13 protein-coding genes are annotated in these 16,301 nt (G+C 71.3%); 8 read left to right on the forward strand and 5 right to left on the reverse strand.

Features of this window, described 5'->3' with window-relative positions; all coding sequences use genetic code 11:
• From M1L60_RS11085 to M1L60_RS11100, 4 genes are all read left to right on the forward strand, one after another.
• Positions 1 to 459 (forward strand): MarR family winged helix-turn-helix transcriptional regulator, encoded by a 459-nt coding sequence (locus tag M1L60_RS11085; RefSeq protein ID WP_253237269.1) that lies wholly within the window; start codon positions 1 to 3, stop codon positions 457 to 459.
• A complete protein-coding gene (locus M1L60_RS11090) occupies positions 456 to 1,685 on the forward strand; it encodes an MFS transporter (RefSeq protein WP_253237270.1) in 1,230 nt (409 codons plus the stop codon). The genes M1L60_RS11085 and M1L60_RS11090 overlap by 4 nt, the downstream gene beginning before the upstream one ends.
• A gap of 165 nt (positions 1,686 to 1,850) precedes the next feature.
• On the forward strand, positions 1,851 to 2,861 hold the full coding sequence (locus M1L60_RS11095) for a LacI family DNA-binding transcriptional regulator (RefSeq protein WP_253237271.1): 1,011 nt from the start codon (positions 1,851 to 1,853) through the stop codon (positions 2,859 to 2,861).
• Between the two features lie 357 nt (positions 2,862 to 3,218).
• Positions 3,219 to 3,719 carry a DUF6993 domain-containing protein gene (locus M1L60_RS11100; RefSeq protein WP_253237272.1) on the forward strand — a complete coding sequence of 167 codons (501 nt, stop codon included), beginning with the start codon at positions 3,219 to 3,221 and terminating at the stop codon, positions 3,717 to 3,719.
• Positions 3,720 to 4,324: 605 nt separating this feature from the next.
• On the opposite strand, the gene M1L60_RS47545 is transcribed toward M1L60_RS11100, so the two are convergent.
• A complete protein-coding gene (locus M1L60_RS47545) occupies positions 4,325 to 6,040 on the reverse strand; it encodes a serine/threonine-protein kinase (RefSeq protein ID WP_308208449.1) in 1,716 nt (571 codons plus the stop codon).
• Positions 6,041 to 6,082: 42 nt separating this feature from the next.
• Positions 6,083 to 6,802, reverse strand: a complete 720-nt coding sequence (locus tag M1L60_RS11110) for a laminin G domain-containing protein (RefSeq protein ID WP_253237273.1) — start codon at positions 6,800 to 6,802, stop codon at positions 6,083 to 6,085.
• A 165-nt stretch (positions 6,803 to 6,967) separates the two neighbouring features.
• On the opposite strand from M1L60_RS11110, the gene M1L60_RS11115 reads away from it, so the two are divergent.
• Together M1L60_RS11115 and M1L60_RS11120 are read left to right on the forward strand one after the other, a co-directional pair.
• Positions 6,968 to 7,282, forward strand: a complete 315-nt coding sequence (locus M1L60_RS11115; RefSeq protein ID WP_253237274.1) for an STAS domain-containing protein — start codon at positions 6,968 to 6,970, stop codon at positions 7,280 to 7,282.
• Positions 7,279 to 7,662, forward strand: a complete 384-nt coding sequence (locus M1L60_RS11120; RefSeq protein WP_253237275.1) for an ATP-binding protein — start codon at positions 7,279 to 7,281, stop codon at positions 7,660 to 7,662. Before M1L60_RS11115 ends, M1L60_RS11120 begins: the two co-directional genes overlap by 4 nt.
• 1,080 nt (positions 7,663 to 8,742) lie before the next feature.
• Here M1L60_RS11120 and M1L60_RS11125 read toward each other — a convergent pair.
• Together M1L60_RS11125 and M1L60_RS11130 are read right to left on the reverse strand one after the other, a co-directional pair.
• Entirely contained in the window at positions 8,743 to 9,153 is a 411-nt protein-coding gene (locus tag M1L60_RS11125) for a hypothetical protein (RefSeq protein ID WP_253237276.1), read from the reverse strand.
• Positions 9,154 to 10,609: 1,456 nt separating this feature from the next.
• Positions 10,610 to 12,106 carry a PP2C family protein-serine/threonine phosphatase gene (locus tag M1L60_RS11130; protein ID WP_253237277.1) on the reverse strand — a complete coding sequence of 499 codons (1,497 nt, stop codon included), beginning with the start codon at positions 12,104 to 12,106 and terminating at the stop codon, positions 10,610 to 10,612.
• A 184-nt stretch (positions 12,107 to 12,290) separates the two neighbouring features.
• Between M1L60_RS11130 and M1L60_RS11135 the strand changes: the two genes are divergently transcribed.
• Together M1L60_RS11135 and M1L60_RS11140 are read left to right on the forward strand one after the other, a co-directional pair.
• The gene (locus tag M1L60_RS11135; protein WP_253237278.1) at positions 12,291 to 13,070 is read left to right on the forward strand and encodes a hypothetical protein; all 780 of its coding nucleotides are present in this window, start codon (positions 12,291 to 12,293) and stop codon (positions 13,068 to 13,070) included.
• 94 nt (positions 13,071 to 13,164) lie between these two features.
• On the forward strand, positions 13,165 to 14,361 hold the full coding sequence (locus M1L60_RS11140; RefSeq protein ID WP_253237279.1) for a hypothetical protein: 1,197 nt from the start codon (positions 13,165 to 13,167) through the stop codon (positions 14,359 to 14,361).
• On the opposite strand, the gene M1L60_RS11145 is transcribed toward M1L60_RS11140, so the two are convergent.
• A complete protein-coding gene (locus M1L60_RS11145; RefSeq protein ID WP_253237280.1) occupies positions 14,358 to 16,259 on the reverse strand; it encodes a hybrid sensor histidine kinase/response regulator in 1,902 nt (633 codons plus the stop codon). The genes M1L60_RS11140 and M1L60_RS11145 overlap by 4 nt on opposite strands.
• Positions 16,260 to 16,301 lie beyond the last annotated feature (42 nt).

Genomic DNA, 16,301 nt, shown 5'->3' on the forward strand with positions numbered 1-16,301 from the left:
ATGGATCTGCTCGACAGCAACCATTGGAGCGACCTGCACGCGCTGCTGGCCGACCTCGACCGTGACATCGCCGCTCTCTACACCGAGGCCGGCATCGAGGGCATGCGCACCCGCTTCGTGGGGCCGCTCATCGCCCTGCACCGGTTCGGGCCGATGACGATCCGCCAGCTCGCGGCCCGGCGCGGGGTGTCGCACTCGGCGATGAGCCAGACCGCGGCGGCCATGGCCCGGGCCGGGTTCGTCGAGAGCGCGGCCGGGGCCGACGGGCGGACGCGGCCCATCGCTCTCACCGCCCGGTCGCGCGAGATCATGCCGTTCCTCGTCGACGAGTGGCGGTCGACCGAGGCGGCGGTGCGGCAGCTCGACGAGGAGCTGCCCTATTCGATGACCCAGGTGGTGGCCGACCTGCGGGCGCTGCTGGCCGCCCGGTCGTTCAAACAGCGCCTCACCTCGCCGTGAAGGCGGCGCTCACGGATCTGCGGCCGCTGCGCGAGAACCCGACGTTCCGGCGGCTCTGGCTGGGCACGACCGCCTCCGGGTTCGGCGGCCAATTCGGCGCCTTCGCCGTCATTTTCTACGTCTGGGACCGCACGGGCAGCGCCGCCGCGGTCGGTCTGGTCGGGCTCGCCATCGGGTTGCCGCTGATCGTCATGGCCCTGATCGGCAGCGCCTTCGCCGACCACGTCGACCGCCGGCTGCTGGCTCTGCGCTGCACCGTGGCCCAGATCGGGCTGTCGGCCGCCATGACCGTCGTCGCGTTCACCGACCTCGGCGGGGTGCCCGCGATGCTCGGGCTGGTGACGCTGCAGTCGGCGCTGGGCGGCCTGGTCGGCCCGGCCCGTCAGACGTTCGTGCCCGCGCTGCTCAGCGGCGACCGGCTCGCCGCCGGGCTGGCTCTCAACCACCTCTCGTTCCAGATCGCCATGCTGCTCGGGCCGGCCGCCGCGGGCGCGCTGACGGCGGTGTCCGGGGTGGGTTGGTGCCTCGCTTTCGACACGCTCACCTTCACGGCGGCGCTGGTCGGGCTGGCCGGGCTGCCGTCCGGTGTTCCCCCGGCCGAGGGCACGCCCGGCTGGCGGTCGGTGCGGGCCGGTCTGGCGTACGCGGGAAGAACTCCCGCCGTACGCGGTGCGCTGCTGGCCGACCTGGCCGCCACCCTGCTGGCCATGCCGGTGGCGCTGTTCCCGGTCGTCAACGCCGAGAAGTTCGGTGGCCGCCCCGAGGTGCTGGGCCTGTTCACGACGGCCCTCGCGGTCGGCGGGGTGCTGGCCATGATCCTGTCCGGACTGGCCACCCGGCAGCCGCGCCCCGGCCGGCTCATGCTGATCTGCGGCGCGGTTTGGGCCGTCGCCCTCGGCTCGGCCGGGCTGACCGGCAGCCTGGTGCTCTTCCTGGCCCTGCTCGCGGTGGCCGGCGCGGCCGACACCTGGGCGGTCGTGTCGCGCGGCACGGTGATCCAGACGGTGACCCCGCCCGGCTACCGCGGCCGCATCTCGTCGCTCGAACACATCGCCGGCGCGGCCGGTCCGCAGCTCGGCAACCTGCGCGCGGGCCTGGTCGCGGCGGGCACCACGGGCGGGGTCGCGCTCGTCCTGGGCGGACTCACCGCCGTCGTCGCCACCGCGGCGATTGCCGCCACCACGCCCCAGCTGCGGAGGTTCGGCGACACTCCGGCCCGGGAATGAGCCGTCGCCGCGCCCCAGTTGCGGAGGTTTGGCGACACTCCGTACCGGGATTGACCGGAGCGATCATGTTGCGGCAAGCGCTGGGCAGGTACCTTGTGTCGGGCGCGACCACCGGTGGCGCTGGTCGGGCGTGCTTGTGTCGGGTGCGCCGGGGAGGTGCCATCGATGACGACGGAGCGGAACCGCGCGAGCGGCCGGCCGACCTTGGAAGAGGTCGCCGTGCGCGCCGGTGTCGGCCGGGGCACCGTGTCCCGCGTGGTGAACGGGTCGCAACAGGTCAGCCCGCGGGCCAAGCAGGCCGTCGAGGACGCGATCCAAGAGTTGGGCTACGTGCCCAACCGGGCCGCGCGCACGCTGGTCACCCAGCGCACCGACTCGATCGCCCTGGTCATCTTCGAGTCGGGCGAGCGGTTCTTCGCCGAGCCGTTCTTCGGGCGCATCGTGCAGTCGATCTCGTCGGTGCTGGTGGCCCGCAACCTCCAGATGGTCCTGATGATCGCGCAGGCCCCCGAGGAACGCCGCCGGCTCGAGGGCTACCTGACCCGCCAGCACGTCGACGGCGCCCTGCTGCTCTCGCTGCACGGCGACGACCCGCTGCCGTCGGTCCTCGAGGAGAGGGGCGTCGCCACCGTCCGGGTCGGCCGTCCCATGTACGCCGAACGAGGCACCTACGTCGATGCCGACAACCGGGCCGGCGCGCGCGAGGCCGTGTCCTACCTGTGGTCCCAGGGCCGCCGCCGGATCGCGGCCATCACCGGCCCGCTCGACATGGCGGCCGGCATCGCCCGGCTCGAGGGCTACCGCGACGTGGTCGGCGACGGGCCGGTGGCCTTCGGCGACTTCAGCGAGGAGAGCGGGGCCGACGCCATGCACCGCCTGCTCGACCAGTACCCGGATCTGGACGCGGTGTTCGCCGCCTCCGACATGATGGCGGCGGGCGCGCTGCAGGTGCTGCGCCGGTACGGGCGGCGTACGCCGGAGGACGTGGCCGTGATCGGCTTCGACGACTCGGTGATCGCCCGGCATACCGACCCGCCCCTGACCAGCGTCGACCAGCCCATCGCCGAGATGGGCCGCGAAATGGTGCGCCTGCTCCTGGCCAAGATCGACGGCAGCGAGCCCGGCGACGCCGAGATCGTCCTCCCGACCCGCCTGGTCATCCGCGGCTCGGCTTGAGTTCCGGTTCGGTCTGAGTTCCGGTTCGGTCTGGGTCCCGGTTTGGCCTGAGTTCCGGTTCGGTCTGGGTCCCGGTTTGGCCTGAGTTCCGGTTCGGTCTGGGTCCCGGCCCGGCCTGAGTTCCGGTTCGGTCTGGGTCCCGGCCCGGCCTGAGTCCCAGTTCGGCCTGAGCCCCGGTTTGGCCTGAGTCCCGCCTCGGGCTGAGTCCCGGCCCGGCCTTACTTCCGGTTTGGAGTAATTTCTGGCTTTGCTGGATTTCCCACTCGGCGTGACGGTCGGCTCGGCCCCGACCTCTGACCCTGATCCGGTCTCACGGGCTTGATCTTGACTCCTGCGTTGATCAGGTAGCTTTCCGGTGTGAAATTGCTGGTGGGTCGGACGGTGACGGTCGCGACGCTGTTGATGGTCGCGTCGTGCGGCCAGCCGGAACGGGAGGCGGCCGACCCGGTCGCGAGTGCGGCCACCTGCTCGGACCCGGCCAACGATGAGGACGGGCACTGCGCGTTCGAACTGAAAGACAGCCACCGGCGTACGAGCGTGCCGCGCATCGGGGAGGACGAGGCGCTCGACGAGGCGGCCGTGGCCGTTCACCTGAAGGTGCACGACGCCGGGGCGGGTGAGTTGTCGGCCACCGAGCCGGACGTGGAGAAGGTGCGCCGGGCGCTGGTGGCGGGTGGGTATGACAACGCTGTCGTCCGGCTCGGACGCGAGAGTGATCCGACCCGACCGGGGTCGCTGCTCTACGCCGTGAGGGTCGGCGCGGCCTGCGTGCTCGGCGACGTGTCACCGGCGCCGGACGAGCGCTTCCACGAGTGGTACGCGGGCCTGCTGCCGGACGGCCGCTGCCTCGACGCCTGATTGCCGCTCCTTCCGAGGCTGTCCCTGGGGCTTTGACTTCGGCGCCTTTCCGCGACTTCTCGCGGCGGCGCCTGGCGTTGGCGCGATGGCCAAAGACCCCGTCGGCCCGATCTGAGCGGGCGAGTCAGAAGCGACGCCTTTGCGTTGGTCAGGTGCTGTCGGCGTTGTTCCGCGGGTGGGACGGAAGCGGCGTCTTTGCGGTGGTCCGTGCTGTCGGCGTTGTTCCGCGGGTGGGACGGAAGCGGCGTCTCTGCGGTGGTCCGTGCTGTCGGCGCGGTTCCGCGGGTGGGACGGAAGCGGCGCCTTCGCGGTGGTCCGTGCTGTCGGCCCGGTTGCGGCGGGAGCGACGGAAGCGGCACTTTTTGCGGTAGCCAGGTGTGCTTTGTCCTGGTTCGCACGGGTGGGAGGGAAGTAGTAATTTTCCGTAGTTTTAGCTGCTTTCGGCGCGGCTCACGGGCGGGGGGACCGGAAGCGGTAATTTTAGCGTTTTTCGGGTGCTTTCGGCCCTTTTCCGCGTGGATGGGGGTAAGCAGTGCCGTTTGCGGCGGGTGGGTGCGGAATCTTGACTCATGTCGGCCGGCGGGAAGCAGTGGTCTTCGTGAAGGTCAGGTGCCGGCGGCGCGGTTGACGTCGGCCAGGCGGGAGCGGAAGAGGGAGGCCTGGGCCGGGGAGACGGAGCCCTCGCCGACGCGGGTGTTGATCTTTTGGCGGAGGTTGGCGACCTGGCTGCCGACGTTGGCGCCGTTGCCGTTGGCGATGGGTTTCAGCAGGTTGAGCAGGTCTTCGGCGACGTCGGAGCGGATGTCGGCGTCCTCGACGGCGCTGCGGAAGCGGCCCACGGCGTCGTCGAAGGTCAGCGTGGGAGTGACCCTCTTGGGGGCGGGGGAGTAGCTCGTGGTGGTGGGCGGACTGCTGGCGGGGGTCGGCGCCGGCGTGGGGGTTTCCGAGGCGATCGCGGGTGGGGGCGGCAGGTCGGGGGCGGCCTCGTTGGTCGCCCGCGGCCAGTTGATCGCGAGCACCGCGCCGGCCACCGCCGCCAGCAGAACCACGACGGTCATGCCCAACACCCAGCGCCGAGCGGGGGCCGGGGTCAGGGCGAGCGTCGCGGCGGGGGCCCGGCCGGGGGCGTACGCGCGTTGCTGAGGCGCCGTGGGCCGGGTGCCACGCGGCGGGCGGCCTGCCGGGTTGCCGCCGCCCCGACTTTCTGGGTGCGTGCGCAGCCCGTCCACCGGGTTACCGCCACGGCGATTGTCTGGGTGCGGGCCCGGGTTCTCGCTGCCACGACTGCCCGGGTGCGTGCCCGGCCGGCCACCGGTGGGCCGCTCGCCGCGGGGGCCACTCGTCGGCCGGGAGCGTGCGGGCCCGGCCGCTCGAGAGCCAGTGCGTCCGGTGGGGCCGGCGCCTGCGACGAGGGTGGCCGGGTCGGGTTCATCGGCGCCGCGGGTGGCTGCGGACTCGCGGCTGCTCGCGGCCGACGGCGCGGGGGCTTCCGATCGTACGGTGGGGGAATTGTCGGGTTTGAGCCAGAGGGCGGTCAGGTCGAAGCGGGCCTCGTCGGCGCCGGGACGCTCGTCCGGATCGTCGGCCAGGCAGCGGTCGACCAGCGACCGGAACCCGGCCGGCAGCTCGGGCGGCAGCGCGGTGGGCCCGCTGGCCCGGGCCTCGGCCAGCTCCTCCCAGGTGTCCACCGGGTACGGCGGATCGCCGGTCACCATCTCGAACAGCAGCACGCCGAGCCCGTAGACATCGGTCGCCGGTTCGGCCGGCATGCCGTCGAGCCGCTCCGGCGCCACGTAGGCCGGCGTGCCGAACGTCGAACCGGACTCGTCGTCGTCCGGCTCGCCGGCCGTGGCGCTGATGCCGAAGTCGAGAATCTTCACGCCGGTCGGGGTGAGCATGACGTTGCCCGGCTTGATGTCGCGGTGCACGACCCCGTTGGCATGCGCCGCGGCCAGCGCGTCGGCCACCGCGGCACCGATCCGGGCCGCCTCGGGCAGCTCGATCGGCTCGCGTTCGAGCCGGGCCGCCACACTCTCGCCGGCCAGCAACTCCATCACCACGAACGGCGCCACCGTGCCGTCGGCCCGCACCGCCTCACGGTAGTCGTGGACCGCCGCGATGTTCGGGTGCTGAAGCTTGGCCGCCATCCGCGCCTCGCGCCAGACGACCTGCGAGCCCTTGGGCAATTTGACCGCGACCGGACGGGCCAGCAGCTCGTCGTCGGCCCGCCAGATCTGGGCCATCCCGCCCGTCTCCAGGAGCGTGACCAGCCGGTATCTTGCCGCCAGCAGGTTTCCCGCGATCGGCCACTCGTCGCTCACCAGGGAACAATCGCGGAGGATCGGGACGGGTGTCAACACCTGTTACCAGCCGGGATCCTCCACGTCGATCGCGATGTAGTCGATGTCCCCGGCGAAGTAGTCACAGCCCACATCCACCTGGTCACACTCCGACTTCCCGCCGATCGCGAGGGGCCACGAATTGGCGATCGGGCCGGTCCATCCGGCCCGCTCGGCCACGACCCGTCCGTCGATGGCCAGGCTGACACCGTCGCTGCTGCGTTCACACCGTACGGTGTGCCAGCGCCCGTCGTTGATGGGCCGGGGCGCCGTGACGAGCAGCGAGGTCCGCGAGCCCCGGAACCAGCACTGCACCCGTCCGTTGGGGATCTGGAGCTTGAAACTGCCACCCCGTACGGTGGCCTGGCCCTTCTGGACGATGTTGCCGAAGTGGTCGCGGGTGCGCAGCCGCATCTCGATGCTGTAGTCGCGGCTGCCCGGGTTGAGCCGCGGGTCGTCCGGGACGATCACCAGGTGTCCCGGGCGGGTGGGCGGCGTGTCCGGCTCGAGGCGCTCGAATCCGTACGCAATTCGTCCCTCGGACCGGATGCCGACCGCCACCTCGCTGCCGATGCGCCCGTGGAAACCGTGCCCGCTCACGTCACGCATGGTGCGCGCCCCGGGCGACTCGTTCATGGTCCAGTACGCCAGTTCGTGGTCGGCCGACGCGGCCGCTGCACCGCCCGAGCCGGCGAGTAGACCGGCCGCCGTGACAGAGACAATCCACAACTGCTTCATACGCATGGTTCATCCCCGTAAGCGCCTTATAGCCGTATTTGACGGTTTGATCCTAGACAGAGGCGCTTGTCGTCGCGCAAGGGATAGGCGGGGGATTCGCCCGCCCGCCGGACAACATTGGGAACCGGGATCGTGGATGTCATGATGTGACCCGGTACGCAAGGGGAGGGAATGCCGAACTTCGAAGCAACAACGCAGGCGGGCACCGACCAGGTACGGGTGACCCTGGCCGGCGAGTGCGACCTGGCCGTCCGCGACGAACTGCACGCGGTGCTCGAAGCCGCCGTCCGCTCGTCCCCGCTGGTCGTGGTCGACCTGGGCCCGCTCCAATTCCTCGACTCCAGCGGCGTGCACGGCCTGGTCGCCGCCCATCTGCAGGCCCAGTCCCGCGGCGGCCGGATAACGTTGGTCAACCCGAGCGGCGCCGTCGCCGACGTCCTCGACATCACCGGCGTCGGCGCGCTGCTGGGCCCGGTCAACGGATGAGCGACGCCGAAATCACCTATACGGAGCCGGGCGACCTGGCCAAGGTCCGCGAATTCATTCGCACCGGCGCCGCCCGCCTGGGCCTGCCCGACCACCGGGCCGAACTGCTGACCCTGGCCGTCAGCGAACTAGCCACCAACACCTTGCAACACACCGCCGGCGGCGGCGTGGTCCGCCTGCACGCCGACAACGGCCGCATAATCTGCGACGTCATCGACGGCGGCCCGGTCCGAGTGCTGGGCCGCACCATGCCGGCAGCGGACGCCCTACGAGGCCGAGGCCTGGCCATCGTCGAACGCATCTGCGACGAGGTCGGCGTCGACTCAGCCGAGGACGGCACCCGAGTCCGCCTGTTCCTCGACCTGGAATCCCCGAACTAGACCGCAGCTGGATCTCGCCGGCAGTCGCGCTCCCTTGTGGCCGGGGGTTGACCGCCAGGCGTAGTCGTCTCGTGCCCGTGCCTGGGGGTGGTGGCGTTGTGGTTCCGGGTTGTGCGGCCTGTCGCGGCGCTGGGGTTGTTCGCCAGGCGTGGTGGTGTCGTGGTTCGGGTTGTGCGGCCCCGCTGCGGTGGTCGGGTGGCTGGGGATGGCTGCCATGCCGTGGTGTCGGGTTGTGCGGCCTGTTTCGGCGGTCGGGTGGCTGAGGTGGCTCGCCAGACGCGGCGTCGTGGTGTCGGGCCGAGCGGCCTGATGCAACCCTGGGTGGCTGGGGTTGGTCGCCAGGCGCGGTGGGGTGTTGGTGCCGGGTTGTGCGGCCTGTTCGGCGGTTGGGTGGCTGAGGTGGCTCGCCAGGCGCGGGGACGTCGTGGTCTCGGGTTGTGCGGCCTGTCGCGGCGCTGGGCGGCTGGGGTTGGTCGCCAGGCGCGGGGACGTCGTGGTCTCGGGTTGTGCGGCCTGTTGCGGTGGTCGGGGTTGGTCGCCAGGCACGGAAGCGTCGTGGTGAAGGTGGGTGCCGCCGGTCTTGGAACGGGTGGACGCGCTTCAATCGGATGTCGCGCGGGCTCGAATATATCTCGCGCAGAATCGTTCTTGCCGGCGCTATAGACCACTTCCCACTTCGACCGAAGCTATCGTGCTGCGTTCGAGCACCCCTGCTGGATCTACGTAATTACTCCTGGCCAGTCTATCCCATTTCGTGCGAGCCGCGCGAACGCAGTTGGTTTCTTTATCCGGCCGATCCGCGCGTCCAGCAATTGTTTTTGCCACCTCCACCGCCATGCCCCGGGTCATGTCGCTTTCCGCATCGGGCCCATCGTTGCCGCTGACCCAGCGGCCCGCGTTGCACTGCGACCTTCAGCGCAACTTTCGCTGTGATCGTCGCCCGTCGCCCGTCGCCCGTCGCCCGTCGCCCGTCGCCCGTCATCGCGACCCCTCTCACCATCGCCGCCACTGCAACCGCAACCTCTATCAGCACTACCACCGCTACCACCGCTATCGCAGCTGCCGCCGCCACCGCTACCGCTATCGCAGCTGCCGCAGCTGCCGCAGCTGCCGCTGCCGCTGCCGCTGCTGCCGCTGCTGCCGCTGCCGCTGCCGCTGCCGCTGCTGCCGCTGCTGCCGCTGCCGCTGCTGCCGCTGCCGCTGCTGCCGCTGCCGCTGCTGCCGCTGCTGCCGCTGCCGCTGCCGCCGCTGCCGCCGCCGCCAGCCGCCGCCGCGACCGTCGCTATCGCAGCTGCCGCCACCGCCATCGCTACCGTCGCTATCGCAGCTGCCGACGCTATCGCCGCCACCGGTGCCGCTACTTTCGCCGTCGCCGCTACCTTCGTCGCTGCCGTCACTTTCGCCGTCGCCGTCGCCGTCGCCGCCGCGGCCGGTCGCTCCTCTGTCGGCGCCGCGGCTGACTGCTCCCTTCAGCGCCGCTGTCGTCAGCACGGCTGCAGCGTTCGCCGCCGCTACCGCTGGCGCTGTGGTCAGTGCTTTCGCGGGAATTCGTAAACATTGTCAAGGTGGCAAGTTAAGCCAGGCGGGGGTAAACAATTGGAGACTTCGTCTCGTGCTTATTTAGAATCGAAACCTGGCATGATCGACTCGCCGACTGGGGGAGCTTTTTCGTGGTTGGCGCGGGACAATATAGATATGCGGCAGATGCAGTTGTTCAGTCAGGCGGAGATTGCGAAAATGCGCGACAGGACCCGGCGTCGGAACTATTCGCCTTCCGGTGAAGAATTTCGTCGTGAGCACGAGCGGCACCGCTCGTGGGGTCTGCAGCAGCGACATGCCGCCAAGCTGAGCCGCTTACGTCGCGCAGCCGCGTCGGATCCGGACGGCAAGCCTTGGCCGTGGACCCCCGCCGACATCGAAGCGAAGCTCCGACGCGCTCCGGCACCACATCGGCCCGAACCCGCCAAGCCTGCTCAGCCGGTCGTGTCTGCTCAGCCGGTCGTGTCTGCTCAGCCGGTCGTGTCTGCTCAGCCGGTCGAAGCCATCGACGCCGAGGTGGGCGCGCGGTCTCGTGCAAGCGACGCAAGGGGCGGGTCGAGCTCCGTGACTTCAGGGGCGCAGGCCTCACATCAACCTTCGCAGTCCGAACACCGCCGACCCGCACAAGACCAGCCCTCGGACTTGGTGCGCCCGCCGATCATCGCGGCCCGCAAATCCCGCCGCCCCGTGCAGATCGTCGCATCCCTAGGGGTGGCCGAACCACTCGCGTCTGCTGGTCGGCGTCATCCACCGCAGCTGCACCGTGGCCTACCTCAACACCACTCGACCCAGTTGGGGTTTTGGGAAAGGGCGGCACGCAGCATCGTCACGTCTCGACCCTCCAGCGGGCAACCGAGGCATTCACGTCCGGAGTCAGCGGCACCAACCCCAACCATGTCGCTGCTCGCCTGGCATGCAAGCCCGCCCATCCGCGTGCGGTGGGGGCGGCAGTCACCCCGGGCCCGTCGTCGCTGGCTTGGTGAGCGGCCTCGACCGTCTGTGTGCGGTGGGGGCGGCACCCACCTGGGCCACGTCGTGCTGGCCTGGCATGCAGGCCTGCCCATTCGCGAGCGGTGGGGGCGGCAGTCACCCGGGGCACGTCGTTGCTGGTCTGGTGAGTGGCCTCGGCCGTTTACGCGTGGTGAGGGGCGGCAGTCACGTCGGGCACGTTGTTGCTGGTCTGGTGAGTGGCCTCGGCCGTTTACGCGTGGTGAGGGGCGGCAGTCACGTCGTTGCTGGTCTGGTGAGCGACCTCGGCCGTTTACGCAAGGTGAGGGGCGGCAGTCAGCTCGGCCACGTCGTTGCTGGCCTGGTGAGCGAGCTCAGCCATCCACACGCGGTGAGGGGCGGCAGTCAGGCTCACCTGTCCGCGTGCCGGCCTGGTCGTCGGTCGGCCTCACCGGCGGGGTCAGGTGACCTCGACCAGCAGTGTGCAGGTGTCGTCGTCGGGGCTGGGGCGGTTGAGGCGGGTGTAGAGGGCACCCACCGTGTCCGGCTGCCGGGAGGCCTCAGCCAGGGCGTCCAGCACCTCGGGCAGCAGCGTCGGACCCCCTCGCCGTTCGACCAGGCCGTCTGTGTAGAGCAGCAGCAGGTCGTGTGGGGCCAGGCATGGGCGGTGGACCTCGTAGTAGCTTTCGTTGTCGGCGCCCAGCAGGCGCCCCTCCGGCCGGGCCAGGGGGGCCGCCTCGCCGTTGCGGGCCAGCAAAGGGGCCGCGTGGCCGGCGCGGGCCCATGACAGTTCGCGTGTCGCGGGGTCGTAGACGCTCAGGACGGCCGTTCCTGTCAGGCCCAGTTGGCCGCACAGGCGGTTGAGGTGGGTCATCAGCTGGGCGGGATCGTGCAGGCCGATCGACAGCCACGCGATCAGGGCGAACCGCAAATGGGCCATGCCGTTGGCCGCGCCCAGACCATGGCCGGCCACGTCGCCGACGGCCAGCACCACCTGGCCTGTCGGCAGGCGGTCGGCGTGGTACCAGTCGCCGCCCACGCGGACCGTGTTCTCGGCCGGGCGGTAGTTGACCAGCACCTGCAGGCCGGGCAGGGGGAGGGGGTCGCGTGGGACCGGCTGGATCAGATTCTGCAGCTGGGCGGCCAGGCGGTGCTCGGCCAGGGCGGTCATCTCGCGACTGTGCAATTGGTCGCGCAGGCGGTCGATGGCCGTACGCGTGTTCTCGCGGGCGGTCACGTCCTGGACCACGGCGTTGATCTTCACGGGGTGGCCGTCGGCGTCGTTGACCGTGTCCGACAGGATCCGTAGGTGTTTGATCTCGGGGCCGATGCGGAAGCGGGCCGTGATGTCCGAGGCGGCGCCGCTGTCCAGGGTCTGCCAGGCCGTCTCGGCCAGGCGGCGGTCTTCGTCGAGCATCGCCGCCGCTTGTTCGCCGCGGGCCAGGGGGCCTAGTTCGCGGTCGCGTTCAAAGATCTTGTACATGCCGGGGGACCAGCCGACGTCGCCCGTCACCAAGTCGTATTCGGACCAGCCCAGGCTGGCCAGTTGTTCGGTGCGTCGCAGGCGGTGACGATCTTCGTCCAGTCGCTGCCACCAGACGAGCAGGCCGCCGAGCACCCGATGGACGGTCACGTCGAAGAGTGAATGTGCGACGACCCCGGCCTGTTTTTCGTCGTACCGGAACTCTCGCATTTCGGCCGGCTCGCCGGTGCGCTCGACCTCGAGGTAGAGCTGCCAGAGCGGGCCGCCGACGATGCCGGGATACAGCTCGCTGAGAAGGTGGTCGATGCGGCTGGTGCCCCGGCGGTGGATGTCGTGCCCATGTCCGCTGGTCGCGGCCACGCGGAAGTCACACACGAGGCCGTCGGCGCTGGTCACGGGCAGGAGCCAGGAGCAACCGGCGGGAATGACGGACAGCATTTCGCGTACGACGTGGGCCACCTCGTCGTCGGCCATGCGCACAGCCTAGTGGGGCCGAAGGTACGGGTCGCGATACCGCCCGCTCGGCTCTCGCCTCTGGCCTGCTCAGCTTGGTAGCATCCCGCGGATCACGCCAGCCCCGTGCGAGTGGGCGCGACCCGGGCTCGCAACAACGGAGGTCTATCCAGTGTCCGACAACCGTATGAAGGATCGTGTCAAAGTGCTGCTCAATGGGACCTCACCGGACAGCCAGACGTCGGAACATGCCCTCGTCGCCCCGAAGCAGGGTCAGCCCCAGGCCGGCGGCACCCCGGCCGCTCAGCCCGCCGCGGCCCCGTCGTCCGGTGGCGCGCCGGCCCAGCCCGGCAACCAGGCCCTGCAGGTGCTGACCCTGGCCCAGCGCACGGCCGAGGAGCACGTCGCCCGGGCCCACCACCAGGCCGACAAGATCCGTACGGACGCGCTGGCCGCCGCCGAGCAGGTCGCCCGCGACGCTCAGGTGCACGCGCACAACGTGCGCCGCGAGGCCGAGAAGATTCTGTCCGACGCCCGCGCGGCGGCCGAGCAGATCGCCCGCGACTCGCACGCCCGCACCGAGGAGGCGCGGCGCAACGCTGAGAAGATCGTCAGCGACGCCCGCACCCAGGCCGGCACGGTCAACGAGGACGCCCAGGCCAACGCCGACCACCTCAACCTGCAGGCCCGCCAGCGCTACGACGACGTCGTGGGCAGCCTGGGGGCCAAGCGGGAGGCCCTCCAGCAGCAGATCGAGGCCCTGGAGCAGTTCGACCGGGAGTACCGGTCCCGCCTGACCGGGTTCATGCAGGGCCAGCTGCGCGCCCTCTGGGTCGACCAGCCCCAGGTGATCGGCGAGGTCGACCCCGACGGCGCCGCCCCGCGGCACGGCGCCGGCGAGCCCGACGAGGCCGTCCCGGCGCAGCGCCACAGCAAGGAGGACGAGGCGAAGGCCAAGGCGGCCGAGGGCCCCGACAAGAAGTGAATCAGGTCAGTCACGTTCTGGACTGACTGGCGTCCGAGTTTTACCGTCGGTGATGCGCGGCTCGCCCGGGGCCGCGCTCCGACGGGAGTCGTCGATGGGCGAGTTCGTGGGACGCCACGCCGAGCTGCGCGGGCTGCTCGGCGACGCGCGCCGTCCCGGCCTCGTCATTCACGGCATGGCCGGCATCGGGAAGAGCCGCCTGCTGGCCGAATTGTTGCCGCTGCTGGAACGGGAAAGACCGGGCAGCCGTACGGTCCGGGTGCCGGGGTCGGCCACCGCGGCCGACGTGGTGATCGCGCTCGGTGAACCCCGGCCCAGCGCCGAACCGGTCATTCTGGTCATCGACGATTTCGCCACCGTGCCCCGGCCGGGCGCCGGTGGCCGGTCCGAGCCGGTGGACGCCGGGCTGGCCGGATTCCTCACGGCCTGGGTCCGCGAGCCGGGGCCGCGACGCCTGCTGATCACCAGCCGCTACCCGTTCGCGCTGCCGGGCCCGGCCCACCGGGCGCTGACCGAGCTGCACCTGGGCCCGCTCACGGCGGCCGACGCCCGGCTGCTGATGAAGTCGCTGCCCGGCCTGGCCGTGATCGACGCGGCCGAGCAGACCCGGGCCTGGGCGTTCTGCGGTGGTCATCCCCGCGCCCTGCACGACCTCGACGCGCTGCTGGGCCATGGCGCCGGTTTCGCCGAGGTGGCCGACCGGCTCGAGCGGGTGCTCGCCGCGAACGGCATCGGCGACCCGGCCCGGTGGGCGGCCGGGCTCGACGGCGGGCCGGACGAGGCCGCGGCCGGTCGTACGCTGGCCGAGGCGGTCACCACGATCGTCGACGACGTGCTGGTGAGCGAGCTGCTGACGGTCCGCGACGACGCCGTGGACGAGCGGCTGGGGGAGCGGGCCGGAGCGGTCGGCTGGGACCGGCTGGGGCTGCTGGACGGCGAGGACGACCCGGCCGCCGTCGAACGTCACCTGCGTCAGGCCCTGGCCGTCGACGCCGAGGCCGGCAACCGGGCCGGCATGGCCTCGGGCCTGCACCGGCTGGGCCTGGTCTGCACGCTGACCGGGCGGCTGTCGGCGGCGGTGGCGCTGCACTGCCGGGCCCTGGCCACCGAGCTCGCCCTGAACGCGGCCGAGGCGCCGCTGGAGCTGGCCGATCTGAGCCGGCTGCGGGCGGCGCTGGGCGACGAGGCGTTCCGGCGGGCGGCGGCCGAGGTGATGCCGGGCGAGTCGCTCAACGGCCTGTCCCGCATGCTCGACAACTTCGTGACAGCCACCGAGAGCCGGCTGAACTAGCTTTCCATCACCTTCTGCAGGGCGGTGAGCAGCTGGTTCTTGCTGAACGGCTTCTCGACCAGGGTCACGCCGGGGGCAAGGGTGCCCTGCGAGGCGAGCACCGGCCGCGCGTAGCCGGACATGAACAGCACCTTGGTCCCGGGGTGCAGCTCGGCGAAGCGTTCGGCCAGTTCGCGGCCCAGCATGTGTGGCATCACCACATCGGTCAGCAGTACGTCGATGGGCCCGGCATGGGCGTCGGCCAGCGCGAGCGCGGCCGGGCCGTCCGCGGCGACCAGCACGTCGTGCCCGGCCCCGCTCAAAATGCGGGTCAGCACGCCGCGCAGCGCCGGCTCGTCCTCGACGGCCAGGATCGTGCCGCGCCGGGCGTTGCTGGGGGCGACCTCGGTCTCGTACTCGATGGGAGCGGGCGCGGCGTCGGTGCTCGGCAGCAGGATCGTGAACGTGGTGCCCATGCCCTGCTCGGAATAGATGTGCAGGTCACCGCCGGCCGCGGTGACGATGCCGTACACGGTGGCCAGGCCCAGCCCGGTGCCCTGCCCGGCCGGTTTGGTCGTGTAGAACGGCTCGAAGGCCCGCTCGATCACCTCGGGCGGCATGCCGGTGCCGGTGTCGCTCACCCGCAGCCGCACGTACCGGCCGGTCCGCAGGTGGGGGCGGCCCGCGGCGTAGTCGCTGTCGACGTCGACGACCTGGCTCTCGATGCTGAGCTGGCCGCCCCGGGGCATCGCGTCGCGGGCGTTGACGGCCAGGTTGACCAGCACCTGGTCGAGCTGACCGGGGTCGGCGGTGACCGACGGCAGACCTTCGGCCAGGCGGACGGAGAGGGCGATGTGCTCGCCGATCGAACGCCGCAGCATCTGCTCGATGTCGGTGATCACGTCGTTGAGGTCGAGCGGCCGGGGGCGGACGACCTCGCGCCGGGCGAAGGCGAGCAGCTGGTGGGTGAGGTCGGCGCCGCGCTGGGCGGCTTTGGTGATCTGGGCCGCGTCGCCCGCGATCTCCTGGAGCCCGGCGTCGGCCGCCGACTCCTCGATGAACGTCGCGTAGTTGGCGATCACGGCGATCAGGTTGTTGAAGTCGTGGGCCACGCCGCCGGCCAGCTGGCCCAGGCCTTCGAGACGCTGGGTGCGCTGCAGCTGCGCCTCCATCCGGGCCCGCTCGGCCTCGGCCTGCAGCTGCCGCACCCTGTCCTGGGCCCGGACGCGCTCGGTGATGTCCCGGATCACCGCGCACCGCAGCCGCCCTTCCTCGGTCGGCAGCGGGCTCATCGACACCTCGACCGGCACCGTCGTCCCGTCGATCCGGCGCGCGCCGGCCGGTCCGGCGTCCGGGTCGTCCGGGTCCCCCAGGGGTACGTCGATCAGGTCGTCGATGGGACGGCCGAGCAACCCGTTGCGGGTCTCGCCGAAGAGCTGCTCGGCCTGCACGTTGGCCAGCACGACCCGGCCGTCGTCGCCGATGCCGACGAAGGCGTCCGGCGCGGCCTCGAGCAGGGCCTGCAGGCTCGATTCGAGCCGTTCCCGGTGACCGACGGCGCGGGCGATCACGGTCAGTCCGAGCTGCTCGTCGCCGTCGGACAGCGGTGACATCGAGAGCGTCACGAGCACCCAGTGGCCGTCGCGGTGCTTGCGCTGGGTGCGGAACCGTTCGAGCCGGGCGCCCGCGGCCAGCAGGGTCAGCATCTCGCGCTGGTCGTCGCGGCGGTCGGGCGGCACGAGCAGGTCGGCGCTGCGCCCGACGATCTCGCCGGGGGCCCAGCCGAGCAGCTTCTCGGCGGCCGGGTTCCAGCTCCGCACGGTGAAGTCGGGGCCGACCGTCCAGATCGCGTCATGGGCCGAGCGCATCATCGCGCCGACCAGCGCGGTCGCCTCGGTCGATACGTACGTTCCGCCCATAACCGGACCACCTTATCGATTCCGACCGGTGCGGCGGGGTGC

It is taken from the genome of Paractinoplanes aksuensis (genome assembly GCF_024137025.1).
Lineage (GTDB): Bacteria > Actinomycetota > Actinomycetes > Mycobacteriales > Micromonosporaceae > Actinoplanes > Actinoplanes aksuensis.